This window comes from Paraburkholderia sp. GAS448 (assembly GCF_050435685.1).
Taxonomy (GTDB): domain Bacteria; phylum Pseudomonadota; class Gammaproteobacteria; order Burkholderiales; family Burkholderiaceae; genus Paraburkholderia.
Genome location: NZ_JBNDKT010000016.1, coordinates 153367 through 177357, shown reverse-complemented (window position 1 = coordinate 177357; position 23991 = coordinate 153367). Strand labels below are relative to the sequence as shown.

Here is a 23991-nt window from a genome sequence, read left to right as displayed (position 1 = left end):
TGACCTCGCCCACCTCGTGGCGACAGCACATTTCCGAACACAGACTTCCATTGGAACGAACAGGGAAACGAGTACTGCTGTCCAAAGGGACAGTCGTTGCGCAGCTACCGACGTCAATTCAAGGTGCACAGGTCGCGGGTCACGAAGGACGATTCGATCATTTATCGATTGGTCAGACCGACTGCGCCAAATGCTCGATGAAGAAGCAGTGCTGTCCAAATACGGCCATGTGCAAAATCATACATTCACGAGGCAACACAGGACGCAGCCGGAGCAATACCGTGGATACGCGCGCATACAAACACTCACGCCGCGTGCGCAAGATGATGGCAGACACCTGCATTCGATGCCCGCGAGATGCGTTGCCTCGGGAGGCAGTCCCTCACATTTGAAAAACTCCGTGTTGGACAGCGGTTCGGGGTCAACTTCGTTGACGCGTGGCTGCCGTTCCCGTCACCAACGCATCTCGCGCGCGATCTCCCTTCGCGCTGGGGCCATTACCGCCTTCACTATCGAGGGTAAACCACTTCGCCATTCGCCGCGGGGTTCTGCGCTGCCGCAGCGAGTGAGAATTCGTTGCTCGCGCCGCTCAGTCCGCCTGCGCGAAGGCGATCTGGTGTCAAGATCCTCTTCAGATGTACGAATAGCACCTCGACTTTCCCTTCACATCAAAGACTCACCATGCGGTGTCGCCGGCATGCCTCATACGGTAGCCGATAATGTGGTCCGATCCGTGGCCATCTGCCTGGTCAACTCTCCCATTACGATCGGTCCGCTTCGAACGAGCTTGTGCAGGGGTGATCCACAGTCCAACAGGACTCAGGGCTTTGTCGTTCACAGCAGTCAGGTATCGCGACGCTTGCCGAGCTGCCAGACAATTGCATCGTCCGTCAATATTTTCGGCCGGTTCTAGCTTCGAAGTCGTTTGCGCCGACCAGATTGGAGACCGGTCCACTAAGAAAACGGGCACCTCCACACTCAAGGATGGCATTCCACAGAACGGGACACCTGTCGCGCGTCGTGCTAAGGTCGCCCGCGTATCTCTATGCGGCGGTGTCGCCCAGAATGTCCTGGGCATCGTGCCTGAGTCTGCGTTTGTCGATCTTGCCGGCCGGATTCCTTGGCAATGCGGAGACGATCGTGATGCGGCGCGGCACCTTGTAGTAAATCAGTTTCTCGCCACAATGTTCAACGAGATCCTGCATCTCGACTTTCGTCTGTCCACGAAGCACGACAAACGCAAATACGTCCTCGCCCAGCTTCGGATGTGGCACGCCGATCACCGCGGCCTCGTGCACAGCGGGATACTGGACAAGCACGTTTTCGACCTCGACCGATCCGACTTTAAAGCCGCCGCGCACAATCATGTCCTTCATCCGGTCGACATGATAGAAATAGCCTTTCGCATCCACGTATCCGACATCGCCGGTGTGAAGCCATCCGCCGGCGAGTGCTTTCTCGGTCGCTTCAGGATCGCGATAGTAGCCACGCATGACATTTGGCCCGCGAATGAGGATTTCCCCAGCGTCGCCCGCTTTGACGTCACGGTCAGCCTCGTCGACGATTCGCATCTCGCATAGCACGGGCCCGCCTATCGATCCGAGATGCTCGTTGAAAACCTCCGGTGACAGATAGGCACCAGCGGTCGACGATTCCGTCATCCCATAGATCTGACCCAACCTGATCCACGGGAAGCGTGCGTTCACTCGATCCAGCGTCGCCACCGTAATCGGCGCCGAGCCGAAGCAGAACAACCGGACGGTCTCGAGCGAATGTCTGGCCGAATCGAACTGCTCGGTCATAAAGATGATGATCGCGGGCACCAGCACGAGCACCGTAGTGCCCTCGGCGCGCACACGCGAAAAAGTGATCTCCGAATCAAAGGGCGGATCGATAACCAGCGTTGTACCGGCATAGAACGGCCCCATTCGTGAGACAAAGCAGCACGCCCTGGTGGTTAGCGGTATTAGCGTCTGTACGATGCCATCGGAGCGAATTCCCCAGGCGCGGACCATCGCAGCACCGCCGGCGACGCTGTTCGCGTGAGTGAGTGCAACGGCTTTGGGCCGTCCCGTCGTACCCGACGTCATGATGACGAATGCGTCGTCCGAAGCACGTGGACGCGGATATGTCTCTTCCAGCGGCCGCTTCGGCGTAAGGAGCCGGTCCCAGCTGAGTACACACGATTGCCCCGGCGCAGTGACTTCAAAAACCGGACCGAGGCCCGGCAACCGAGTGTCGAGCGCTGCCACGTCGGCGGCGCACTCGGGTCCGCCTATCACGGCCCGGCACTCCGTCAGACCCAACGCATGCAGCAGTTCGTCACGCTTTGAGCCCGGGTTGACCAGAACCACCACCGCTCCCAGACGAAGGCAGGCCAGTTCCGTCAGCACAAACTCATAGGCGGCAGAGTTTCCCAGAACGATCGCTACGTGATCGCCCCTGGCGATGCCGTGTTCGCGCAGGCCAGCGGCCACATCCTCGGCCCGGCCTGCGAGGTCTTCGTACGTGAGCCGCTTCACCGTGCCGTCGAGCGACGGCGCAACGAGCGCAAGCTTGTCGCGCTGCTGGCGTGCATGTCCCCAGACGACATCGACCACGGTATGCCAGCGAATGTCCTCCGGCAACGGGACAACAGCGTCGAGCCGATCGTCCTGGAGGTCCATCATGAAGCTCCACCAAAAACCGGTTTGCGCTTGTTGATGAACGCATCCACTGCTTCCCGATGATCGTCAGTGTAATTGGTCAGAAGCTCGTAGCCGAGGCTCGCGTCGAGAATGGAAGAAGCGAGCTGTTTGAGTCCAATGTTGACCGACGCTTTGGTCCAGCGAATGGCCTGCTGCGCGCCCGAATGCAGCCGGTCGACAAACTCATCGACGCGCGCATCAAGTTCGTTGGCGGGCACCACATGATTGATCAGCCCCATGCGGGCCGCCTCTGTCGCCGGGATCATGTCACCCGTCATCAGATATTCCTTTGCGCGTGCATAGCCGATGAGCTGCGGCCAGATTGCCGCACCACCGTCGCCGGTAACGAATCCTACGCTGACGTGCGGATCGCCGAACGACCCGCCTTCCCGCGCGAAGATGACGTCACAGAACAGCGAAAGTGTTGCGCCGAGTCCGACGGCCGCTCCGTTGACCTTCGCAATGATGGGCTTGTCGCATTCGAGAATCGACATGATGATCCGGCGTGCGTCCGTGCCGGCCTTGTGATACTCGGACGGATGGTCGATCATTTCCTGAAGCCACCCGAAGTCGCCGCCTGAACAGAACGCGCGGCCAGCGCCGGTCAGGACGATAATGTCCGAGCCTTCGTCGCGCGCCGCGTCAAAGAAGACGCGACTAAGTTCCTCGTGCATCACGCCGTCGACTGCATTCAGCCGTTCCGGTCTGTTGAGCGCAATCGTGAGGATACGTCCCCGTCGAGCGAAAGAAAGGCACTTGTACGATTCAAAATCCATTTGCGTCTCCATCCGTGTGAGTAGTGGTGAAACTGGCTCGCGGCGCCTGAACTACTTGCCGATGTATTTCGTCCGTGCCGTGACATTGCGTACGCCGTGCTCGACCAGTGTCTCTACACCGTGTTGCATGTCGCGCGATTCGAACAGCGGGATCGCGACATCAAGAACATGCTGGTCAGCCGCATCGAGGCCCGCGGTCAGATACTTCCGGATCAGCTCCTTTCCGACTGCATGCGATGCAGTCGGACCGGCTGCGAGCATCGTGGCGTAACTCATGACCTCGCTGTCGAGCTTGTCATCCGGCACGATCCGATTAACGATGTTCCAGCGCTCGAGCGTGTGTGCGTCATATTGCGCACCGCTAAAGACCATTTCCTTCGCCCGCGCGGGCAGTGATCCGCTGGATTCCTCCGAGGAGCGTACTGGTCGCGATCATCGCTTCGGTCTGGCCGAGCCGTGCTGACTCTCCAGCCCAAATGAGGTCACATGCGAGAACGAGTTCCATGCCTGCGGCCAGACAAAGGCCCTGCACGGCTGCGATCGTCGGCACCGGCAATGTTTCGAGCTTTCTGATGACCGGGAGGTACACCTCAAACATCTCGCGCGCCTCTTTCGTGGACACTCCCCGAAAGATCTTCACGTCAGCCCCACCCGAAAAAATTGGACCTTCTGCACGAACCACCAGCGCGCGGATATCCGATCTGTACGCTTGGTCAACGGACGTCTTCCAGTCAGCCAGAAGTTTGAGATCCCACAGGTTGAGTGGTGGATTGTTGAGCGTCAGGATGCCAACCTCTCCTTTCGTCGAAAAACTTGCCGCCTTCATCGTTCGTCTCCTCGCGTGGTTGCGTAGCAATCGAAACCGATGGTACAGACGACGACGTGCCTAAAGAACCCTCAACGATGTTGGGCCGTTGTTCATGTTTGAACAACCGCGCTACGAGGAAAGCATCGTTGCTCACGCGACTTCCATGCTGCTTGTCCTGCATGGGTGCGTGGCTGACACTGACATCGCGAATGCAGCGGGTTCTCAGGGCGTTCGAGGCCGACGCCTTATGGCTGGTCACACCCGTCAAATTCCCTTGGATCATGGCGCGCCTGCGCACCGATGAACTGTACGAGCGCCTGCACCCCAGGCAATTTGCGGGTTCCGGCATGGGTAACGAGCCAAAGTGGCAGTACCGGCAGTTCCACTGGAACCGGCACGCGGACAAGATGCTCCGACTTGCCGGCGACAATGCATGCGAGCATCGCTATGCCCAATCCGTTCTCCGCGGCGAGAAAACTGAAAGCCAAGCTATCCGACGATATCGCAACGCAATCGCCTGGCACGATTTCGTTGAACCAGGTCGATGGCTCGAATCTGGCGAGCCTGCCCGACATGCCGATGAAACGATGCTTCAGCAGATCCGCTTCGCTTTGCGGCATGCCGTTGCATCGAATGTAATCATGCGATGCATAAAGTCCGAATCCAACGTTGGCGACCCTGATGGCATACAACGAAGCGGGCCCTGGCGACCCCAATCTTAGGGCCACGTCCGCTTCGCTATTGTTGAGATCGATCGATTGCTGATGATCATCTCGACTCTTGCATTGGGATTGACGGCCAGGAAACCTGGCAACAGGCCAATCACCCAATGTTGCCCTATGCCCTCGCTTGCGGAAAGTCTGACCACACTGGTAGCGGCGCCGAGGGCGCCGGCCTCTAGCCGATGAAGCTCGGCAATGCTGCTCCCGATTGCCGACGCACGATCACAGACCTGGTGTCCAGCTTGAGTAAGCACCAGGCCTCGCGTCGACCGGAGAAAGAGCAAGCAGCCGAGCAGTGCTTCGAGCTCCGTTACTTTTCGGCCAACAGTAGGCTCACTGACGCGCAGCCGCTCGGCCGCCCCCGACAGACTGCCCGCCTCCGCGGCAGCCACGAAGAAACGGTATAAATCCCAATCAACCGCGTGCCCGTCGAATTGCCGCTTCGACGTCGAGGTCAGCGGCTTTGCGAAGTCTCCATCTCCACGCACGCTCGTTATCGATTTCATGTCCTACGGGTGCCTTAGGCGGACTGGGGCAGTCGTTGGCTTATCGATCGGTCCCTGCGAAAGTCGACGAGCCAAACCAGATCTGACGACACATCTGCGATCCATATTCCAAACCCTCTGATGAGGCTGAGGGAATGTCTCGCGTGCTTCAGCTCGCATAAAAAGCCGCATCCCTGTCGAGCAGTGCGGTGCGCAAGTGCAGCGAGAAAAACAGCTCGTTTGGCGCCATCGCCGTTGGTATGCCAATCAGCGCGGCGGTTATCTTGCGTCAGCCTCGAGGCACTGACTGACGGGGCACGTCGAAGATCAGGCAGGTCGTGCTTGCCCGGGCGAAAAGTTTGCCACTGGCATCCGACAGGCTCGCTTCCGCCAGCGCCGCCTGGCGGCCCAGGTGGACGACGCGCCCGACCGCCGTCATCGGCCCGCTCTCGCGGTTGACGCGCCGAAGGTAGTTCACCTTGATCTCCAGCGTTGTGTACCCCCGTCCGACCGGGAGCTTGGTGTGGACAGCGCAGCCCATGACCGAGTCGAGCACCGTAGCAATGATGCCGCCATGCACCGATCCGATCGGATTGTATTGGGATTCCTGCGGTTTCAGCACCATCTCGACGCGGCCGTCATCAATCCGGTCGAAGGTGAAGTCGACCAGATGGCAGATCGGCGGCGGCGGAACGTCGCCTCGAAGCATCGCGTCGAGGAAATCTCGCCCGCTCATCCCCTGACCCGCTTCAGCCAGGGCACCGGGATCGTCCCAGTGGATAGTGCGCTCGCGCGGGAGTTGCGCAGGTACGTTTGCCATGTCGATCACCCCGCCAAGACGACTTTGCCAAACGGCCGATCCTCGATCAGATGGCACAGGGCTTCGCCTGCCTCGCCGAGGGGATAGACCCGTTCGACGATCGGTTTGACTGATCCGCCCACGATCAGCGGGATGATGTCCCGCCACGCAGTGGCGATCGCGGTCGGTGATTGGGCGAACAGAGAGAAACCGGCCATCCGCGCGCGCTTCCAGATGAGGTCCGTCACATCGATCGTGGCTCTGCGTCCAGCGGAGTAGCCCAACCTGATCAGGACACCGCCGGGACCAAGGCTAGATAGCGCCTCACTGGTCACGCTCCCGCCGATGCTCTCGATGACGATATCGACGCCCTTGCCGTCGGTTATCCGGCGAACGCCGTCGGCGTGCGCGGAAGTCACGGCAGTCCGCAGCGAAAAGAGTAGTGCAGCAGGGGGGTGGTGACGCAAACACGAAGATTGAATAATCATGACGTGTACTCTCAAGTGCCCGTATAAGCGAACTTTTGCGGCGAGAGAAACGGGATACTCTTGTCGCATGCCACACTGTGTCAGCGCCAGGTTGAGCGCCCGGCCTCTCGGCGCCCACGAGGTGGGCACATTTGGCCAGATCGCGCGGCGATCACGGGCAAGGAAGTCCGCTCTAAACGATTGAACACCGACATATAGTGTTCGAAACGGGTGCGAAGTTCGTGAGGGCTTGCTTCGGGCCAGGGCAGGATGTCGCCTCCAAAGGAGAAGTCGTTACCCTCGCTTCGTACGATCACGACCTGGGCGTCGCTGCTTTCGATTGCAGTGATCGCGGTCGCACGCTCGTCGACCATTTGATCGTCAATGCGATTCTGTGGAGGGTGATCCAGGATGATCGTCGCAAAGCGACTGTCGAAGCTGACTGTCAAATGAGCCATGGAAGAATTCCTTGTTCATCGAAGTGGAGTTAGCCGAGGTGCAGCTTGAACCATTCGACTGCGGCGTCGCTGGACTGCTGGAACATAGACAAGTAAGGATCGAAATGTCCGCCCTCGATGGTCACGAGGCGCTTGGGTTGCAACGCGCGTTCGTAGGCGGCCAGCTCCAAGTCGGTCAGCGTGATGGTGTCGCGGGTGGCCACAACCATCAGGAGCGGGGTCGGCGATACTCTGGAAATCCAGTGAGCGGGCTCATACATGCGAGCGGCACGCGTCGAACGGATAGTGACGCTGTTATCCCACGCGCCCCCCGGTACCGGCCGCAGATAGAAACCGATGGCATCTTTTGCTCGATAGGACGCAGGGACGCTCGGGTCGTCGCTCACGACCGCCTGTCGGCGAGGCGCGTCGCCGCGCAATTGCCCGCGGTCGTCGTCGGCGAACGCTTCTTCGATTGTGGCTACGTTTTCGGGGGGAATGCGGCGCAGGCCCTGCTCATAGCCGCTGATGGTCGGAACCTGCGCGACGACGCAGCGTAGCCGCCGGTCTGTCGCGCCAAGTACGATAGCGTGGCCGCCAGCATAGCTGGTGCCCCACAAGCCGATGCGTTTGGCGTCGACGACATCCAGTGTTTCGAGGTAGCTGATCGCGCGTCGCCAGTCGGCTATCTGGCGCCACGGGTCGATATCGTGGCGAGGCGTGCCTTCGCTCGCACCGAATCCACGATGGTCATGCAGCAGCACGACGAATCCGGCGTCGGCAAAGGCTTTCGCAAACGGCTCGAGGGCATGTTCTTTCACGCCGGCGTAACCATGCGCCATCGTGATGGCTGGCCGCCGCCCTTCGCCGGGCGGAACGAAGAGCCAGCCGCGAAGCTTGACGTTGCCATCAACTTCAAATTCCACGTCGGTGCGTTTAATCATTTTGAACTCCTGAGGCGGTTTGCCTATCAAGCGGGACTATAGAAAAGACTGTCGTCGACCTTGCCGTACAGGCGACGGCCAAGTTCGGCAGAGAACTTCAGGACGCTGCCCGGCGAGCGATGTTCTCCAAGTCCCGTCGACAATAATGCCGAATCCAGGGCCTGTTACGAACACGCGATCACCGACCTTATAAGGCGGACTCCTTGACTCCACGACTTGGCCCACTCCCGTCTGACCACCGACACGCGGCAGATTCTCCGGTGTTGCCGCCCAATGGTGGCCTGAACGAAAAGCGTTATCGATAGGGTTGGTCCTTACCGTCCGCATGCTAATGAGCATCTGATCGTCCGCAGGCGTAGGCGGCGGAATCTCAACGAGCGTGTTCTCGGCGTAACCACCGATCGCACGATACTGAATTGTTTTCATGGTTCGTATTCCTGTCACGTTTCGCTTTTTGCTTTATTAGCACTGCCCCAGAGTGATCCCGGATTAATGCGTTCGGGATACAGCGCCAGCATACGATCGTAGAGCTCGCGGGGCGTGGAAGTATTCTGATTGAGCCGTTCGAAATCGCGAATGTATTCTTGGGTCGCCGCGATATGCTTTGGGCTGTTGTCGGGTTCGAGCGGGCCATGCCCTACGACGACAAACCGGGGATTAAGCGCTGCGATTATCTCGAGCCCGTCAAGCCAGGCCTGTCGGCCAGCGCGATCACATTCCAGCATGTACGGATGAGTCTCGTTGTAGACGGCATCCCCAGCGATTACAAGATCCATCGACGGAACATGGACCGCCGTCGTATCGTCTGTATCGGTATGCCCAGTGTCGACAATACGAAATTCACGGCCCCCGAACATGAAGGACTTCGCATCGAGGACTTCGGTAACCGTCAGCACGTCAGGTACCTGCCCTGGCCAAACTTTATTCCAGCGCGCACGCATCTCCGGTGTGATCGTGTCATGCATGCCTTGCACAACATTTTCGGGTGCGATTGCCCGCGCGTGCGGGAAACGTTTCAGCAACACAGTCAATCCAAAGAAGTGATCTGGGTGAGCGTGTGTCACATAGATGGTACGCAACGTGCTGCCTTTGGATTCGATCCAATCGGCGAGCTCTGTCGTATGGGCTTCGCTAAGAAACGTGTCTACCAGAAGGGCATCGTGGTCATTCCAGAAGAGGGTCGCCGCATTTGAGACCCATTGGAGATGTTCCGTACCTGGTGGCACCCCTTGTGTAGCGCTGCCGCGCTTCCTTGTCATCACTTCCCAGTGAAGCTGCGACAAACGGGTATCAGTTGTGGTCATGGCTGTCCTCAAAACGAAAGATGTTAGAGATGCATTTGAAACCAGTCGATTGCCGCGGCGATTGCCGCATCGCGCTGTGCAAGGTAGGGGTCATAGTGGCCCGCCCGGAAGTATCACGAGTCGCTTCGGTTCGAGCGCCCGCTCATACGCAATGAAGAGTCCTTTGATGTATCATGGAACGAACGGTACAAGAATGTTGGAACGAGCGTTCTTGTTTGTCAAGATTTTTAATGAGGGTTCCATGAGCGGAAAGCCGCAATTCGACGACGCGGCCGCAATCGATGCGGCAATAAAGGTCTTTTGGCGCCACGGCTATGCGGCGGCATCAATCAATGACCTTACAGAGGCGACAGGCTTGTCCCGTTCCAGCCTCTACCAACGATTTGGTGACAAAGACGGTCTCTTCCGGGAGGCTCTTGCAGCATATACGGAGCGAGTGCTCAAGCGGATGAACGGGGTCCAAGCAGATACCGCGCGAGGGCGTCTCCTAGGGATCCTACGTGCCTACTTGCCGACGCGCCCTGACCCGGAGCGTCCAGCGGGTTGCCTGATATCGCGAAGCTGCGCCGAGATGATGGACCTTACAGAGGAGGGGAAGGTAACTGCGCGAGCAAGCGCGGGGTTTCAGTATGAGATGCTTGCAGGTCTCTTGCGCGATGGGGTCGCGAATGGCGAATTGCCGAACGACACGCACGTTGACGCACTCGCGTGGCATTACCTCGGGGTCCTGCATGCAGTTTTGAATTTGCCGCAGGCCGGCGCTGGTGCGGACGCGCTCGATTGCATGATTGACTTTGCCATGTCGGCATGGCCGCCACTTCCTCACTCCCAAGTACGGACAACCCGAGCAAGGCCGACGACGCGCAGGCGCTGAGCGAGGCTGAATTTCGTTATCACGTGGACCCGCACGCCTTGAGATTTTACGGGCAACGGATTAGCCGCGAGGTAGCTTTGTGGCTCATTGTCAGATCGCTCGTTGAACGAGATCACGCGGTGGAGACAAGTATGCCAGTCTCGGATGTCCATGCGCTGTATCTCCTGAGCACCGCCAAGCTTGTTCTGGAGAATAACGGCGCATGCAGCTGACACGCCGCCGACGCAGCCTTTCTACGAATCTCCAGCGGGGGGACAAGCAGGGTCTGGCTGCGCTAGACGGCGCTTCACTGGGGTACTATGAGGTGCTGGTCGGGTCGTACCTCCCTACCTTTCACCTCCTTCACTCGTCGGCGATGCATAAAGACGCCTCGTGTCGGTGCCGGGAATGCACGCGCAAGCAATACGCGTTGGGTCGCGTGCGTGTCGCGACCTACCGTCTCATGCTCGCCGATTCGGAGGTTGAGAAGACTCTCGCTACTCGCTGGGTAAATGCGTGGGCGGGTGCAATTGGCGATCTTCACTTTTCCGCATTCGCCAAGGGACGCCTGGGATACAAGCCCAGGCGATGATCGCTCGAATTCGCGAGGTTGGAATTCTGAGGCATTTCGATTCGCAACCCTACGCTTCCACGAGAGTAGTCATCTTTTGGAGATTTTTGATGAGTAAGAGATCGTTTTCTGACGATGCCAGCGACTCGAGTGAGACGACTGAACAGGCGTTGGTGGCGTCGACAGTACAGATCAAGGGGTTCGTCCAGGACAGGTCGCTAGACAGCCGGTTTGCTGCGAAACTCGTAAAGCGACTGAAGAAGGAAGCTGATGCCATTTCGCAAGGCGGCAATGCGACGAAGCCCGGGCAGAAGGAGCTGAAGAAGGCTTTCGACGCAGTTGACGCAGTGCTGCGTGACCACGATGCAGCATTGCTAGTACGACATCCCGTAAGTATCTTTAGTAATTATCAGGCCGCAGCTTGCAGCCGCTCCCTGCCGATCTAAAACGTATCAACCGAGGCATGTAATTATTCAATCACCCGACAAAAATCTCCCGCTTAAAATAGAGGGTAGGGATACGACTGTGTTTTTGACTAACAATAATCAGGAAGTGATGGAAGTAGTGACGGGGCCGGAGCGCCGGCGGCGATGGTCAGTCTGTCGACCCGCTTGAGCCGCTCCCGCATGAGGTTCGAACGTCTGCTTTGCCGTTGACACATGCCGTTGGCTGGGACTCGGATCATGACGACCTCTTCGCGGCGCGTGAGATCAGCTCATCCACCCTCGAAAGGAACAGCTTCAGAATCGGAGAGGAATTTGCCTTGCTGTAGCCGATGACCAGGTCGATCGTCGGCACCTCGCCTTCGAGCGGACGGCTGACGACAGACCAGGGCATCAGGTTCTCGACATAGGCCGGGATCAGCGTCACGCCTCCCGTCGACGCAACCAGCGACATGACCATCGCAAGGTTGTCTACACTCTGTGCCGGCGTGATCCGGACCCCTGAGCGCTCCAGGTAGTCGTCGATCACCGCGCGCAGCACCTTAGCCTTCTTCGCCATAGTGATGAAAGGCTCGCCAACGAGTTCTTGCGGAAGGATTGCAACGCGGGGCGTCAGCGGATGGTCACTAGGCATGAGCACCACGAGCGGTTCCCGGCCAACGACCTGGTAGGTGAGATCGAAGTCCGGTTCGGCACGCAGGAACGCCAGATCCAGCTTGCCGCGCGCGAGTCCTTCGGCAAGATCCGGCGAATAGTCGCTGGATACGGTGACTTCGATGTTCGGCAACTCGCCGCGCAGAATGTGCATGGCCTCAGGCAGCCAGGTCATTTCCTGCCCGGTGAGGAAGCCGAGGGCGAAGCGCTGCTTCGCAGGATACGCTGCCCTGCGGGCCGATTCGACTGCAGCATCTACCTGGGTCAGCGCGAGCCGGGCGTGATCGATGAACGCCTTGCCAGCTGGCGTCAGCTCCACGCCCCGCGCGCTGCGGCTCAGCAATTCGACCCCGACCTGGTCCTCCAGATCCCGGATCTGCCGACTCAGAGACGGCTGCGAAGTGTGCAGCCGCCGTTCGGCTGCCTCCGTCAGGCTGCCCGTCTCGACGACGGCGATGAAATATCGTAGATGTCGCAGTTCCATTGCAGATCCCATGCCTTTGAAGTATGCCATCCAGCTTATTAAGTCTTTTTCAATCTTGCCACAAGCCCCTAGATTTCCTCCTGTGTCGACGTGATGGCGAGTGTTTCCAGCGTTCGAGCCGGTGTTGCCGGTCAGCCACCCCATACGTCCCAGTGATACCTCACAGGAGTTTAATCATGAGCAAGCCCGTCATCCTTATCACCGGCGCCCTGACCGGCATCGGTCGCGCCACCGCCCTGGCCTTTGCCAGGAACGGTGCCCGTCTGGTCGTCTCTGGCCGCCGTCAGGCCGAAGGGAATGCGCTCGAAGCCGAACTTCAGCAGCTCGGCGCCGAAGTCGCCTTCATCCAGGCCGACGTCCGCCACGACGACGAAGTCCGCGACCTGGTCGACCAGACCGTTGCCCGCTTCGGCCGTCTCGACGCGGCCGTCAACAATGCCGGCACCGAGGGCCAGCCGGGACCGGTGGTCAACCAGACCGCCGAGAGCTACGCCGCGACCTTCGATACCAACGTGCTGGGCACGTTGTTAAGCATGAAGCACGAGCTGCGTGTGATGACCGCTCAGAAGAGCGGCAGCATCATCAACATCTCATCGACCTACGGCCACGAAGGGGCGGCCTACGCCTCCGTCTACGTTGGCAGCAAGCATGCGGTCGAGGGCTTCACCAGGTCGGCTGCGCTGGAAGTCGCCGCCACAGGTGTGCGCGTCAACGCCGTTGCCCCGGGGCCGACCGACACCGGCATGCTCGACCGCTTCACCGGCACGGCGGAGCACAAGGCCGCGCTGGTGTCCTCTGTTCCGCTGGCGCGCATCGGCAAGCCGGACGACATCGCCAGCGCCGTGCTCTACCTGGCATCCGATGGCGCCGCCTTCGTCACCGGCCAGGTCATCACCGTCGATGGCGGCAAGACCGCGGGCTGATCGTCCTTGCAGCTTCTCTCCTGGCGTGCCACAAAGGACACTTGACATGACCACATATACCCATCAAACGGCGCCGACGCAGTATGTCGAAGCCCAAGGCATCCGCTTTGCGTATCGCCGCTTCGGCAAGCCGGGCGGCGTGCCGCTGGTGTTCAACCAGCACTACACGGGAACCATGGACTACTGGGATCCAGCGGTGACCAACGGCCTCGCCAAGACCCGGGAGATCATTCTCTTCAACAACGCCGGCGTCTCTTCGAGCTCCGGTGAAGTTCCCACCAGCTTCCCGGAGATGGGCGCCAACGCGATCACCTTCATTGCGGCGCTGGGTCTTTCCGGCGTCGACGTACTGGGCTTTTCCATCGGCGGCATGGTCGCTCAGGAAATCGCCCTGCAGAGCGGCGATCTGGTACGTCGACTGATCCTGGTCGGCACGGGTCCACGCGGTGCCGATATGGTGGCCAGCCAGTCGCATGCGATCTTTTCCAGCACCTACGATCCGCCCGAGCACCTGTGGCTGGCCGTCCACTTCTCGCCCTCCGCCTCCAGTCGCGAAGCGGGCCTGGCCTTTCTCAAGCGCAAGTGGGAGCGCAAGGACCGCGATCCGGAGATGAGCGCCGAAGGCATCGCCCACCAGGGCGAGGCCATCGGCAAGTGCATCGCCCAGCACGAAGGTGTCCTGGATTACCTGAGGAGCATTCGCCAACCCACCCTTGTCGTGCAGGGGAGCAATGACGTGATCATCCCGACACACAACTCCTACGTTCTGCAGCAAAACCTGCCTAACGCCCAGTTGATCGTCTACCCGGACTCCAATCACGGCTCTTTCTATCAATATCCAGAGCTGTTCGTGGTTCAAGCCACCCAGTTCCTCGACGCGGCATTCGAGACGCCCGACGGCGCGGCCGAAACCCTGCCTTTCCCATCACTGCCGTCTTCCAACTGACCTTCGAGCATCTCCCCAACTTGCGGGGACACATCCCATGGCAAACCTGACCAACAAGACAGATCTCGTCACCGGCGCCTCCCGTGGCATCGGCGCGGCCATCGCCAAGCGGCTGGCCGCCGACGGCGCCAGCGTGGCAATCACCTATACCAAGGGCGCCGATGCCGCCGCCCAAGTCGTGAAAGCGATCAAAGCCGCCGGCGGCGAGGCCATCGCAATCCAGGTGAACGCGACCTACGCCAAGGCGGTCAACGTCGCGGTGGAGCAGACCGTCAAAACCTTCGGCCAACTTGACATTCTGGTGAACAACGCGGGCACAGCGATCCCCAAACCATTCGAAGAGACGACCCTGGAAGAGATGGATCAGATGCTCGACCTCAATGTGCGCGGCGTGTTCATCGCCACACAAGCCGCACTCAAGCATCTGAAGGAAGGCGGCCGCATCATCAGTATCGGCTCCTGCGTGGGAGAGCGGACGACGACGCCGGGCCTGGCGGCCTACTCGGCGACCAAGGGCGCAGTGAAAATGTTCACGCAAGGGCTGTCGCGTGAGGTCGGGTCACGCGGCATCACGGTCAACAATGTCCAACCCGGCCCCATCGACACCGACCTGAACCCCGCCGCAGGCGACTGGGCGACACCGCAGATCGCCAATACGGCGCTAAAGCGGTACGGCCATGTCGATGAGATCGCCGCGCTGGCGGCCTTCGTCGCCGGCCCGGAGGCAAGCTACATCACGGGTGCCAACCTCACCGTCGATGGCGGCACCATCGCTTGAGAACCGCTCTGCTGTACATCCCAAGTACGAGCCGGCTAAGCGGTGCAGAGCACCTGTAACCGCTGGCCCATCAAGGAGAAGCCAATGGCTAACCAACCTGTTGTACTGATCACCGGCGCCCTTACGGGCATCGGCCGCGCGACCGCCATCGCCTTCGCCCGCGAGAAGGCAAGCGTCGTCGTCTCCGGCCGCCGCAAGGAACAAGGACAGCAACTCGCCGAAGAACTGCGCGCACTGGGCGCTCAAGCTGAGTTCCTGCACTCGGATGTGCGCTTCGAAGACGACATGCGAAAGCTGATCGACGGCGTCGTCGCGCGCTTCGGGCGCCTGGATGTGGCAGTGAACGCAGCCGGCACGGAGGGCGACCCCGCTCCGCTGTGGGAACAAACGCCCGAGCGCTACGCGGCCGTGTTCGACACCAACGTGCTAGGCACGCTCCTCGCGATGAAACACGAACTGCGCGTCATGTCGGCGCAAGGCAGCGGCAGCATCGTGAACATCTCATCCACGATGGGCGCGCGCGGTGCGGCGAAGCTTTCTCTCTACACAGCCAGCAAGCACGCAGTGGAAGGCCTCACCAGGTCCGCGGCCATCGAGGCCGCGGCGTTCGGCGTGCGCGTGAATGCCGTCGCACCGGGTCCCGTCGAGACCGCGATGCTGAACCGCCTCACCGACAACGCCGAACGCAAGGCGGCCTTTCTCGCGGCTGTGCCGCTCAAGCGGGCGGGCACTCCGGAAGAAATCGCGGACGCCATCTTCTTCGTCGCGTCGCTCAAGTCGAGTTTCATGACGGGAGAAGTCCTCAGAGTCAACGGGGGCAAGACCGCCTCGTAAGAAGGGTGCCGTCACGGAGCTACGCAGACAGCGGCTTGTCGACAAGGCCAATCGTTGCTTACGTGAATCTCCACGTGGCAAATTCGATGACCAGCCAATCGATGCGATCCGCCGGCCCAATTCGAAGCGTTTCGGCTGCCAAGGGAAATAAGATGCTCTACGAAATTCGCACCTATACGTTTAAGCCGCTGCGCGGCGCCGATTGGCTTGCTCTGTATAAGAGTGAAGGCCTGCCGCTTCAGCAGGAGTTTCTCGGCGAACTGATCGGCTTTTTTACAACTGAGATCGGCAATATCAGCCAGATCGTGCACATCTGGGCCTATAAGAGTCTCGACGATCGACTCGAGCGTCGCGACCGGATGGCAGCCGATAGCCGCTGGCAGGAATTCGGCCGCAAGGTGAAGGCGCTCGACATTTTCCTCAGCATGGAGTCGAGCATCATGCGTCCGACAGAGTTTTCACCGCTTAAGTAGTCATCCTTAATATAAGAAGACGGATCGAACGCCGACCTGACGATCAACAGCAAGGAATTCGCATCATGATCAAGCTTTCGGGTAAAACCGCGCTGGTTACCGGCGCGTCACGCGGCATCGGACGCGCCAGCGCGCTCGCGCTGGCAAAGGCCGGCACCCAAGTACTTGTCCACTACAGCAGCGGAGAGAAGGAAGCGGCGGCGGTTGTCGCCGAAATCCGCGAAGCAGGGGGGAAAGCCGAGAAGATCGCAGCCGACCTTCGAGCACCGGACGGTCCGCACGCGCTGGCCGAGCACGTGCGCACTATCATCGGCGGCCGATTGGACATCCTCGTCGCCAACGCTGCTATCGCGAAAGTGGGCACGATCGAGGAGACCACGGTCGAGGACTTCGACAATCTCTTCGCAGTGAACGTGCGCGCTCCCTATTTCCTTGTGCAGCAGTTGCTCCCGGTCATGTGCAAGGGCAGCAGTGTCGTGCTGCTTTCCTCGCTCGCTGCACGCGCCTCCGTGGGAACGCTGGCCGCCTATGCGGCCACCAAAGGTGCCATCGACACCCTGGTCAAGCATTTCGCCTCAGCTCTGGGCGAACGTGGCATCCGAGTCAATGCCGTGGCGCCAGGCGTGGTTCCGACTGACATGTCCAGTTTCGCCAGGACCGACGCAGGACGGGATTTCACACTGAGCATCCAGGCGCTCAAGCGCATGGCCGAGCCAGACGACATCGGTGCCGTCGTCGCGTTCCTCGCTTCCGATGATGCTCGTTGGATCACTGGCGACACGTTGCACGTCGATGGCGGTTCGACGCTGTGAGCCCTGCCGGCATATAGCCCACTGCCAGCGAGCCCACTGGCAGCGCGGTTGGCGCGCCGGCATCTCAATTCAACAGATGTGGAGATTTCAGAATGGCTTCCGACACGATCAAACTTTACCAATCTGCAGGCTCGCCCAATTCGCGGCGCGTGCGCATCTTCCTCGCTCAAAAGGGACTGTCGATCCCGCTCATCCCGGTCGACCTGGGCAAAGGCGAGCAGCATTTCGAGGCCTATCGGGCCATCAACCCGCGCCGCGTCGTCCCGACCTTGGTGCTGGAAGACGGCACAGCCATCGGCGAGGTGCCAGCCATCTGCCGCTACATCGAGGAAACCTATCCGCAGAACCCGTTGTTCGGCGAAACCGCGAAGGAGAAGGCACTGGTGACAATGTGGGAACGGCGCGCCGAACTGGATGGTTTCGCTGCGGTGATGGAAGCCATCCGCAACGCCGCGCCAGGCCTCAAGGGGCGCGCGATCGCCGGTCCCCATGACTACGAGCAGATCCCCGAGCTGACGGAGCGCAGCAAGCTACGGGTGAAGAACTTCTTTGCCGATCTTGATGCCCGGCTGAGTGAGGTCCCTTTCGTGGCCGGTAATCGCTACTCGGTCGCCGACATCACGGCGCTGGTCACGATCGACTTCGCCGCGGGCGGCCTCAAGCTGGCCATCCCCGACGAGCGGGTGGCCCTGAAGCGCTGGCACGAGAAGGTATCGGCACGGCCGAGCGCCAAGGCGTAAGCCCCGCCCTTAGCCCCAATCGCGGCCATCGCCGCATAATCAATTGGAACAGCAATGAGCTCCAGCACCACGCCCACTTCCCTTGTGCCGCTGTACTGGCTGGCATTAGGTACGTTCGCAGTCGGCACGGAAAGCTTCATGATCGCCGGCCTGCTGCCCGACATGGCCGCCGACCTGCGTACCAGCATTGTCGCCACTGGCCAGCTGGTCACGGTATTTGCCCTGGCCTACGCGCTCAGCTCGCCGATCCTGACGGCCCTGACCGGCGCCTTCGATCGGCGCACGCTGATGATGCTGTCGCTCTCGGTCTTCACCCTGGCGAACATCATTGCGTCGGTCGCCCAGAACTATTGGGAATTGATGGCGGCCCGCATCCTGCTCGCGGCAGCCGCCGGCCTGTACGTTCCCGGTGCCAACGCGCTGGCCGGTGCCATCGCTGGCCCCGAACGACGCGGTACGGCGCTGGCCATCGTCAACGGTGGTATTTCGATTGCGGTTGCCTTCGGGGTACCGCTGGGCGCACTGGTCGGCGACCGGCTCGGCTGGCGCATGACGTTTGCCGGGGTCGCCGCCTTGTCGGCCGCGGCCACCGCAGGCCTGCTGTTCGGCCTGCCACGGGCGATAGGCGCTGGCTTGTCGACCGCTACCTTGCGCGAGCGCATTCATACCGCGCGCAAACCGGTGATCCTGATGACATTGATCGTCACCACGTTGTGGGCCATGGGCGCATACACGGTCTACACCTACCTGGCGCTATTCGTTACCCAAACCACGGAACTTCAGGGCGCGCAAATCGGCTATGTATTGTTCACCTGGGGCGTTTCGGCCGCCGTTGGCGTGGTCATCGGCGGCAAAGCCGTGGACCGCCTTGGTTCGCGCCAAGTGATCATTCCCTGCCTGGCGGTAACAATCCTGGCTTTCTCGCTGCTATCGCTTAGCGCGCACTGGCTGCCGAAAACGCTTGCCCTTTTCCCTGTCTTGATCGGCGTCATAGCGTGGGGCATTGCGCACTGGTCGTTCTACCCTGCGCAGCAGGCAGGACTGGTCAGCATCGCCGGCCTGCGGGGAACGCCGATTGTGCTGTCTCTGAATGCTTCGTTCATGTATCTCGGCTTTTCGCTCGGTGCCGCGCTTGGCTCGGTTACCTTGAACCTCACGTCCGTGAGCAACCTGGGCTGGACCGCCGCTACCTGTGAGGCGGCAGCGCTGATCCTGGCGGTTAGCATCGGCAGGCGTCTGGCAAAGGTGCGAAATGCAACCGCAATTGCGGCATGAGGTACTGCTACCGCGAGACAGGAGACGGTCAGTATCGACGCAGAATTCGTCCACGCAGACGACATGCGCAATCTCCTCGACCAGACCATCGCACACTTCACCGGAGAGATCATCAGGGTTAACAGCGGCAAAACGGCCTCGTGAGGCTTGCTGGCTGGCCAGCACCAAATCGTTCCCCAGGTATGCAAGTGCAATGAATGCAGTTACGTATGCGTTTCGGCGCAGCCGCTTGAAACACAGGCTTTGGACCGGCGATTGCCAGTCCCTTCTCTTTCAGGAAAAAATATGAGCTCGCTATTTTCTCCGTTCACGCTCCGCGGCGTGACGCTCCCGAACCGCATCGTCGTATCACCGATGTGCCAGTACGTGGCCATCGACGGCAAGGCGCATTCCTGGCACATGATTCACCTCGGCGGCATGGCGCTCTCCGGCGCAGGAATGTTGAGCATCGAGGCAACCGCCGTGGAGGCCGACGGACGCATCACGCCCGGCGACCTCGGCCTCTGGGACGACGCCACGGAAGCAGCGCTGAAGCCGATCATCGAGGCGATTCGCCAGCACTCGAAGATCGCCATCACAATGCAACTCGGCCACGCTGGACGTAAAGCGTCGAGTCACGTTCCGTATTCGGTATACGGAATTGAATGCAGGCGTGTTCGGCGAGTTCCCTGGGATGCACCGGCTTCCCGCAGCGCTCGAAATAGGCTGGCGCACCAACGAGCAGCATCCGGAAAGAGCCCAGTCGCCGCGAGGTCAAACGGGAATCCTCAACGTCGCCACTGCGCACGACAGCGTCGTAACCCTCTTCGATCACATCGACCTTCCGGTTGTCGAAATCGAGATCCAGTTCGATCTCGGGATATCGCCGTTGAAACTCGGCAAGCACAGGTAGAAAGGGCTCGCCGATCATGGGCAAGCCGATACGCAGCCGCCCTTTGGGGACCGCCGAGGTCTCGGACAACTCGGCTTGCGCCGCGTCGAACTCCGCCAGAATGCGGCGTGCGCGTTCGACAAACATCTCGCCCTCGGCCGTCAGCCTGACGCTGCGTGTGCTTCGATGAAACAATCTGACGCCGAGACTCTGCTCGAGACGCGTTACGCTTTTACCCACGCCTGAAGCGGAAATACCCAGATTTCGACCGGCAGCTACAAAGCTGCGCGTCTCGGCAGCCTGAACAAAAACATTAAGCGCAACGCTATCCATAGTCTCGCAGCATCCATTGCGCGGACACATTGTCCACTCTATCGGGAACTCTACCCTACTTAATTCACGTCCGAAAAGCCGTTACTTTTGCGGTGTGGAGAGGTCGCGGACTCATTGCCTCGTAGGTGACAACGACCTCTATTCCCGTCGTATTGAATGTGCAGCGGCAAAACCAATGCCTGAACAGGAACTCATGATGACAACCGGACCAGACCTTCTCGATCTCGCATGCAAGCTCGAAGACACACGATGGCAGTTACTGCTGAATGCCGATGTTATCGCGCTAACCGACCTTGTATCCGACGATCTGCAATTCGTGCATTCGAGTGGTCTGAAGGACGACAAGACGACCTACCTCGACGCCATCCGGGCGGGCGCGGTGATCTACCGAAGCGCCAATAGCCGCATCGAGACAGTCGTGCCCCTTGGCGATCGGTCGTTCATCGCGAGCGGCCTCGTGAAAATGGAGGCGACCGTGCGCGGAACAGAACGAAGTCTCCATTCGCTCTTCATGGTGATCTGGCGCCGCGAGCAGGAAACATGGCGGCTTGTCGCGCACCAGACCACCTGCTGCCGGCTTCGAAGGCCAACTAAGCTACCTAACCGAGTCCTCTAAAGGAACAGATCGTGAACATTTTTGTAACCGGTGCCAGCGGTTTCGTCGGTGGCACTGTCGCCCGCCGCCTGCTCGCCGCAGGTCATAGCGTTCGTGGATTGATCCGCGACGCAAGCAAAGCCGAAGCATTGAAAGCACTGGGTATCGAGCCCGTGATCGGCAGCCTCGAAGACAGCAGTCTCCTGACGCGCGAAGCCCAGCATTCGGAGGGTGTGATCCATGCCGCCGACAGCGACCATCGGTCGGCGATCGAAGCCCTTATCGAGGGCCTGCGGGACTCCGGCAAGCCACTGCTGCACACGAGCGGTTCGAGTGTCATCGGCGATGATGCACTGGGCAATAGCGTTTCGGAAGCGATCTTTGACGAAGACACGCCGATGGTCGTCGAGCCTGTCAAGCAACCACGTCGTGACATTGAACTGCGGGTACTCGCCGCGTCCGCGGAAAGTGTGCGCGCCGTAGTGATCTGTCCGAGCAACATCTACGGCAGTGGCACAGGCCTCAATCCGCGCAGCGTGCAGATCCCGTTTCTGGTCGACGACGCTCGCAAAGGTGGCGTGGTGCACATTGTAGGGCGGGGCGTCAATCGCTGGTCGAACGTCCATATTCAAAATGTTGCCGAACTCTATCTGCTCGCGTTCGAGAAAGCACCGGCTGGCGCGTTCTATTTCATCGAGAACGGAGAAGCATCATTCGGTGAAGTTGGCGATGCTATCGCACGACGTCTACAGCTTGGACCGGTTGAATCCTTGACGGTGGAGCAAGCTACCGAGCGTTGGGGTAAGGTCCATGCGCACTACACCTTCGGCTCCAATAGCCGTGTCCGCGCGAAGCGTGCCCGCAAGGAGCTCGGCTGGACGCCACGCCACACGTCGGCGTTGACCTGGATTGAAAAGGACATGCCGCTATGAGCAAAGTCTGGTTCATCACCGGCAGCGCCGGTGGCATCGGCGCCGGCAGCGCCCGGGCAGCGCTGACCGCGGGCGACGTAGTGGTTGCCACCGATCTCGACCTGGAACGGATGCAGCAGGTCTATGCAGCGAACACGGCGCACGTTCTGACAGCGCAGCTGGACATTCGCGACGCAGCGCAAGCTAAGGCCGCCGTGGAAGCCGCCCTCACCCGTTTTGGCCGCATCGATGTGCTGGTCAACAACGCTGGCTACGGCCAGTTCGGACCATTCGAGGAAATCGAACCCGAGGCAATCGAACGCCAGTTCGCCACCAACGCGTTCGGCACTTTCAACGTCACCCGGGCGGTATTGCCGGTGATGCGTCGGCAACGTGCAGGGCACGTCATCAACATGTCTTCCAATGGCGGTTTCAAGGGTGTCCGGGGTGCCTCGATGTATTCGGCCACCAAGTTCGCCATTGAGGGATTCTCCGAGGCTCTGGCACAGGAAATCGCGGACTTCGGCCTCAAGCTCACCATCGTCGAATCAGGTGCCTTCCGTACCGACTTCCTCGACGACCGTTCGCTAAGACGCGGCACGCACGCTCTGAACGACTATGACGATTTCCGCGCCAAGGCCAACGCAGTGTTCGAAGCCCGCAATCACAACCAGGTCGGCGACCCCGACAAGCTTGGCCTCGCGCTAGTCCAGATCGCAAACGAAACCGACCCGCCGTTGCGCTTCGTCGCCGGCGCCGATGCACTCAAGGTAGTGGACGACAAGCTGGACTACGTTGCCCGTGAAGTCGAACGCTGGCGCGAACTGTCCCGATCCACCGACTTCTAAATCATCCATCACAGGAAACATTTCATGAATCTTCAAACTCTGGACTCACGGCTCGAAGCGGTGGAAAGCCGCTTTGCTCTTGAACGGCTGATCGCTGAATACGCCCAAGCCTTCGACAACCATGACGAAGACCTGTTGCGCAGCATATGGCATGGGGGTGCACTGCTGTCACTCGGCGACGCCTTCGGCAACTTTGAAGGCGTCGAAGCGATTCTCGAATCGGCCCGGCAGAACTGGCAGAAGATGCCCCACATGCATCACTGGATGGCCAACCCGTTGATCGATATCGACGGCGATACGGCGACCGGTCGGGCAGCCGTCGACTGCCCGTGCACCCATGTCGAGATGGGTCCGGTGCAAATCAGCGGCCTCTACCACGACCGTTTTGAACGTCGCGACGGCCGCTGGGCGTTCGTCGAACGCCACTTCGATCTCCACTTTCTCACACCCCTCGTCAACTGGACACCGGTTATGGGCAGCGAGAGCGTCAAACCGTAGGCAAACAAATAACTAGCCGGCCTTCGGCGGTTTGTCGATCATCAGCGACAGATGATCCAGATCCTCACGCAGCAGCGCCAGCGCTTCGCTAACGGCGCTGTTGCCTTTCAATTGCCGCTTGGCCGGGCGCACGACCGATTGCACGGCGAGCTCCGCGATCGTGTCGGCGATCTCGATCGCGCTGCTCGCCCCTTCCGGCTTGTACCAGAATGCAGGCCAGCTGCACATGCCGATGAGCGTGAACGCTGTGACCTTGGCGTCGACGACACGGAACACCCCGGCGCTTACCCCTGCTTCGATTGCCGCGGTAAAGTTGCTCAACACCGCGCGCTTGGCGTCTTCGTTCGCGCGATACGCGCGTTCGGGCAACTGTTGCTCGGTGCGATGGATCACGCGGAATTCGTTGTAGTGGCTTAGAATCAGCATCGTATGCTGATGAACCAGCAGACGCAGGCGCTCTTTCGGATCCGCATCTGGTTCGGCGACCGCCTGGCTCGACAGGCGCCTCGCTCTTAATGTGACCTCCTCGACCAGCGCCGTGAGTATCTCGTCCTTGTTCTTGAAGTAATAATAGACGGCGGTACGCGTCACGCCGAGTGCCTCGGCGATTTCCTGCATCGACGCACCGCCGAAACCCTTCTCGATGAAGAGCGCGGCCGCGGCGTTCAGGATCTGTTCTTTTTGTCCCTCAGCATTCACCTTTGCCACGAAACCACTCCT

26 protein-coding genes and 4 pseudogenes are annotated in these 23991 nt (G+C 60.1%); 15 read left to right on the top strand and 15 right to left on the bottom strand.

Annotated elements, in window-relative coordinates; all coding sequences use genetic code 11:
- Positions 1–509: 509 nt before the first annotated feature.
- The 12 genes and pseudogenes from P3T23_RS27045 to P3T23_RS26990 form a co-directional block, all read right to left on the bottom strand.
- Positions 510–659 (bottom strand): annotated as a pseudogene (locus P3T23_RS27045) (IS5/IS1182 family transposase); the annotation flags it as partial.
- Positions 660–1043: 384 nt separating this feature from the next.
- Positions 1044–2669, bottom strand: a complete 1626-nt coding sequence (locus tag P3T23_RS27040; protein WP_429319157.1) for a class I adenylate-forming enzyme family protein — start codon at positions 2667–2669, stop codon at positions 1044–1046.
- Entirely contained in the window at positions 2666–3463 is a 798-nt protein-coding gene (locus tag P3T23_RS27035; protein WP_429319156.1) for an enoyl-CoA hydratase/isomerase family protein, read from the bottom strand. Before P3T23_RS27035 ends, P3T23_RS27040 begins: the two co-directional genes overlap by 4 nt.
- 51 nt (positions 3464–3514) lie before the next feature.
- Positions 3515–4289, bottom strand: a pseudogene (locus P3T23_RS27030) (enoyl-CoA hydratase/isomerase family protein).
- A 227-nt stretch (positions 4290–4516) separates the two neighbouring features.
- Positions 4517–5101 carry a LysR substrate-binding domain-containing protein gene (locus P3T23_RS27025; protein WP_429319155.1) on the bottom strand — a complete coding sequence of 195 codons (585 nt, stop codon included), beginning with the start codon at positions 5099–5101 and terminating at the stop codon, positions 4517–4519.
- Positions 4990–5499, bottom strand: a complete 510-nt coding sequence (locus P3T23_RS27020; protein ID WP_429319154.1) for a LysR family transcriptional regulator — start codon at positions 5497–5499, stop codon at positions 4990–4992. Before P3T23_RS27020 ends, P3T23_RS27025 begins: the two co-directional genes overlap by 112 nt.
- Before the next feature lie 268 nt (positions 5500–5767).
- Entirely contained in the window at positions 5768–6298 is a 531-nt protein-coding gene (locus tag P3T23_RS27015) for a PaaI family thioesterase (protein ID WP_429319153.1), read from the bottom strand.
- 5 nt (positions 6299–6303) lie between these two features.
- Positions 6304–6696, bottom strand: a complete 393-nt coding sequence (locus tag P3T23_RS27010) for a zinc-binding dehydrogenase (RefSeq protein WP_429319152.1) — start codon at positions 6694–6696, stop codon at positions 6304–6306.
- 149 nt (positions 6697–6845) lie between these two features.
- Entirely contained in the window at positions 6846–7202 is a 357-nt protein-coding gene (locus P3T23_RS27005) for an enoyl-CoA hydratase/isomerase family protein (RefSeq protein WP_429319151.1), read from the bottom strand.
- Positions 7203–7231: 29 nt separating this feature from the next.
- Complete coding sequence (locus tag P3T23_RS27000) at positions 7232–8125, bottom strand: alpha/beta hydrolase (RefSeq protein ID WP_429319150.1); 894 nt, start codon at positions 8123–8125, stop codon at positions 7232–7234.
- 36 nt (positions 8126–8161) lie between these two features.
- Positions 8162–8464 carry an alcohol dehydrogenase catalytic domain-containing protein gene (locus P3T23_RS26995; RefSeq protein ID WP_429319175.1) on the bottom strand — a complete coding sequence of 101 codons (303 nt, stop codon included), beginning with the start codon at positions 8462–8464 and terminating at the stop codon, positions 8162–8164.
- 101 nt (positions 8465–8565) lie between these two features.
- Entirely contained in the window at positions 8566–9429 is an 864-nt protein-coding gene (locus P3T23_RS26990) for an MBL fold metallo-hydrolase (protein ID WP_429319149.1), read from the bottom strand.
- On the opposite strand from P3T23_RS26990, the gene P3T23_RS26985 reads away from it, so the two are divergent.
- Positions 9428–10303: a TetR/AcrR family transcriptional regulator gene (locus P3T23_RS26985; RefSeq protein WP_429319148.1), complete on the top strand. Its 876-nt coding sequence runs from the start codon at positions 9428–9430 to the stop codon at positions 10301–10303. The genes P3T23_RS26990 and P3T23_RS26985 overlap by 2 nt on opposite strands.
- 660 nt (positions 10304–10963) lie before the next feature.
- Entirely contained in the window at positions 10964–11299 is a 336-nt protein-coding gene (locus P3T23_RS26980; RefSeq protein ID WP_429319147.1) for a hypothetical protein, read from the top strand.
- 235 nt (positions 11300–11534) lie between these two features.
- Here P3T23_RS26980 and P3T23_RS26975 read toward each other — a convergent pair whose 3' ends face one another.
- Positions 11535–12434, bottom strand: coding sequence for a LysR family transcriptional regulator (locus P3T23_RS26975; RefSeq protein ID WP_429319174.1), 900 nt, complete (start codon positions 12432–12434; stop codon positions 11535–11537).
- 176 nt (positions 12435–12610) lie between these two features.
- Between P3T23_RS26975 and P3T23_RS26970 the strand changes: the two genes are divergently transcribed.
- The 9 genes and pseudogenes from P3T23_RS26970 to P3T23_RS26930 all read left to right on the top strand — a co-directional run.
- On the top strand, positions 12611–13357 hold the full coding sequence (locus P3T23_RS26970) for an SDR family NAD(P)-dependent oxidoreductase (RefSeq protein WP_429319146.1): 747 nt from the start codon (positions 12611–12613) through the stop codon (positions 13355–13357).
- A gap of 46 nt (positions 13358–13403) precedes the next feature.
- A complete protein-coding gene (locus P3T23_RS26965; RefSeq protein ID WP_429319145.1) occupies positions 13404–14303 on the top strand; it encodes an alpha/beta fold hydrolase in 900 nt (299 codons plus the stop codon).
- Positions 14304–14340: 37 nt separating this feature from the next.
- Positions 14341–15081, top strand: coding sequence for an SDR family NAD(P)-dependent oxidoreductase (locus P3T23_RS26960; protein WP_429319144.1), 741 nt, complete (start codon positions 14341–14343; stop codon positions 15079–15081).
- 84 nt (positions 15082–15165) lie between these two features.
- A complete protein-coding gene (locus tag P3T23_RS26955) occupies positions 15166–15915 on the top strand; it encodes an SDR family NAD(P)-dependent oxidoreductase (RefSeq protein ID WP_429319143.1) in 750 nt (249 codons plus the stop codon).
- Between the two features lie 86 nt (positions 15916–16001).
- The gene (locus P3T23_RS26950) at positions 16002–16388 is read left to right on the top strand and encodes an NIPSNAP family protein (RefSeq protein ID WP_429319142.1); all 387 of its coding nucleotides are present in this window, start codon (positions 16002–16004) and stop codon (positions 16386–16388) included.
- A 65-nt stretch (positions 16389–16453) separates the two neighbouring features.
- Complete coding sequence (locus tag P3T23_RS26945) at positions 16454–17200, top strand: SDR family NAD(P)-dependent oxidoreductase (RefSeq protein WP_429319141.1); 747 nt, start codon at positions 16454–16456, stop codon at positions 17198–17200.
- Positions 17201–17292: 92 nt separating this feature from the next.
- On the top strand, positions 17293–17940 hold the full coding sequence (locus P3T23_RS26940; RefSeq protein WP_429319140.1) for a glutathione S-transferase family protein: 648 nt from the start codon (positions 17293–17295) through the stop codon (positions 17938–17940).
- A gap of 54 nt (positions 17941–17994) precedes the next feature.
- Complete coding sequence (locus tag P3T23_RS26935) at positions 17995–19215, top strand: MFS transporter (protein WP_429319139.1); 1221 nt, start codon at positions 17995–17997, stop codon at positions 19213–19215.
- Positions 19216–19500: 285 nt separating this feature from the next.
- A pseudogene (locus P3T23_RS26930) lies at positions 19501–19842 on the top strand (oxidoreductase); the annotation flags it as partial.
- Here the strand turns inward: P3T23_RS26930 and P3T23_RS26925 are convergent.
- A pseudogene (locus tag P3T23_RS26925) lies at positions 19838–20419 on the bottom strand (LysR family transcriptional regulator); the annotation flags it as partial. The pseudogenes P3T23_RS26930 and P3T23_RS26925 sit on opposite strands and share 5 nt — an antisense overlap.
- Positions 20420–20615: 196 nt before the next feature.
- Here P3T23_RS26925 and P3T23_RS26920 point away from each other — a divergent pair.
- From P3T23_RS26920 to P3T23_RS26905, 4 genes are read left to right on the top strand one after another with little or no spacing between them, the layout of a single operon-like run.
- Entirely contained in the window at positions 20616–21035 is a 420-nt protein-coding gene (locus tag P3T23_RS26920; protein WP_429319138.1) for a nuclear transport factor 2 family protein, read from the top strand.
- An 11-nt stretch (positions 21036–21046) separates the two neighbouring features.
- Positions 21047–21946, top strand: a complete 900-nt coding sequence (locus P3T23_RS26915) for an NAD-dependent epimerase/dehydratase family protein (protein WP_429319137.1) — start codon at positions 21047–21049, stop codon at positions 21944–21946.
- Positions 21943–22773: an SDR family NAD(P)-dependent oxidoreductase gene (locus tag P3T23_RS26910; protein WP_429319136.1), complete on the top strand. Its 831-nt coding sequence runs from the start codon at positions 21943–21945 to the stop codon at positions 22771–22773. The genes P3T23_RS26915 and P3T23_RS26910 overlap by 4 nt, the downstream gene beginning before the upstream one ends.
- Positions 22774–22797: 24 nt before the next feature.
- Positions 22798–23271: a nuclear transport factor 2 family protein gene (locus P3T23_RS26905; protein ID WP_429319135.1), complete on the top strand. Its 474-nt coding sequence runs from the start codon at positions 22798–22800 to the stop codon at positions 23269–23271.
- Between the two features lie 12 nt (positions 23272–23283).
- On the opposite strand, the gene P3T23_RS26900 is transcribed toward P3T23_RS26905, so the two are convergent.
- Positions 23284–23979: a TetR/AcrR family transcriptional regulator gene (locus P3T23_RS26900; protein ID WP_429319134.1), complete on the bottom strand. Its 696-nt coding sequence runs from the start codon at positions 23977–23979 to the stop codon at positions 23284–23286.
- Positions 23980–23991 lie beyond the last annotated feature (12 nt).

Excerpts from the sequence above, each read along its gene's own strand:
- P3T23_RS27040 (WP_429319157.1), bottom strand. The coding sequence starts at position 2,669 with ATGATGGACCTCCAGGACGATCGGCTCGACGCTGTTGTCCCGTTGCCG.
- P3T23_RS27035 (WP_429319156.1), bottom strand. The coding sequence starts at position 3,463 with ATGGATTTTGAATCGTACAAGTGCCTTTCTTTCGCTCGACGGGGACGT.
- P3T23_RS27020 (WP_429319154.1), bottom strand. The coding sequence starts at position 5,499 with ATGAAATCGATAACGAGCGTGCGTGGAGATGGAGACTTCGCAAAGCCG.
- P3T23_RS27015 (WP_429319153.1), bottom strand. The coding sequence starts at position 6,298 with ATGGCAAACGTACCTGCGCAACTCCCGCGCGAGCGCACTATCCACTGG.
- P3T23_RS27005 (WP_429319151.1), bottom strand. The coding sequence starts at position 7,202 with ATGGCTCATTTGACAGTCAGCTTCGACAGTCGCTTTGCGACGATCATC.
- P3T23_RS27000 (WP_429319150.1), bottom strand. The coding sequence starts at position 8,125 with ATGATTAAACGCACCGACGTGGAATTTGAAGTTGATGGCAACGTCAAG.
- P3T23_RS26995 (WP_429319175.1), bottom strand. The coding sequence starts at position 8,464 with ATGCTCATTAGCATGCGGACGGTAAGGACCAACCCTATCGATAACGCT.
- P3T23_RS26985 (WP_429319148.1), top strand. The coding sequence starts at position 9,428 with ATGGCTGTCCTCAAAACGAAAGATGTTAGAGATGCATTTGAAACCAGT.
- P3T23_RS26990 (WP_429319149.1), bottom strand. The coding sequence starts at position 9,429 with ATGACCACAACTGATACCCGTTTGTCGCAGCTTCACTGGGAAGTGATG.
- P3T23_RS26980 (WP_429319147.1), top strand. The coding sequence starts at position 10,964 with ATGAGTAAGAGATCGTTTTCTGACGATGCCAGCGACTCGAGTGAGACG.
- P3T23_RS26975 (WP_429319174.1), bottom strand. The coding sequence starts at position 12,434 with ATGGAACTGCGACATCTACGATATTTCATCGCCGTCGTCGAGACGGGC.
- P3T23_RS26970 (WP_429319146.1), top strand. The coding sequence starts at position 12,611 with ATGAGCAAGCCCGTCATCCTTATCACCGGCGCCCTGACCGGCATCGGT.
- P3T23_RS26965 (WP_429319145.1), top strand. The coding sequence starts at position 13,404 with ATGACCACATATACCCATCAAACGGCGCCGACGCAGTATGTCGAAGCC.
- P3T23_RS26960 (WP_429319144.1), top strand. The coding sequence starts at position 14,341 with ATGGCAAACCTGACCAACAAGACAGATCTCGTCACCGGCGCCTCCCGT.
- P3T23_RS26955 (WP_429319143.1), top strand. The coding sequence starts at position 15,166 with ATGGCTAACCAACCTGTTGTACTGATCACCGGCGCCCTTACGGGCATC.
- P3T23_RS26950 (WP_429319142.1), top strand. The coding sequence starts at position 16,002 with ATGACCAGCCAATCGATGCGATCCGCCGGCCCAATTCGAAGCGTTTCG.
- P3T23_RS26945 (WP_429319141.1), top strand. The coding sequence starts at position 16,454 with ATGATCAAGCTTTCGGGTAAAACCGCGCTGGTTACCGGCGCGTCACGC.
- P3T23_RS26940 (WP_429319140.1), top strand. The coding sequence starts at position 17,293 with ATGGCTTCCGACACGATCAAACTTTACCAATCTGCAGGCTCGCCCAAT.
- P3T23_RS26935 (WP_429319139.1), top strand. The coding sequence starts at position 17,995 with ATGAGCTCCAGCACCACGCCCACTTCCCTTGTGCCGCTGTACTGGCTG.
- P3T23_RS26920 (WP_429319138.1), top strand. The coding sequence starts at position 20,616 with ATGACAACCGGACCAGACCTTCTCGATCTCGCATGCAAGCTCGAAGAC.
- P3T23_RS26910 (WP_429319136.1), top strand. The coding sequence starts at position 21,943 with ATGAGCAAAGTCTGGTTCATCACCGGCAGCGCCGGTGGCATCGGCGCC.
- P3T23_RS26905 (WP_429319135.1), top strand. The coding sequence starts at position 22,798 with ATGAATCTTCAAACTCTGGACTCACGGCTCGAAGCGGTGGAAAGCCGC.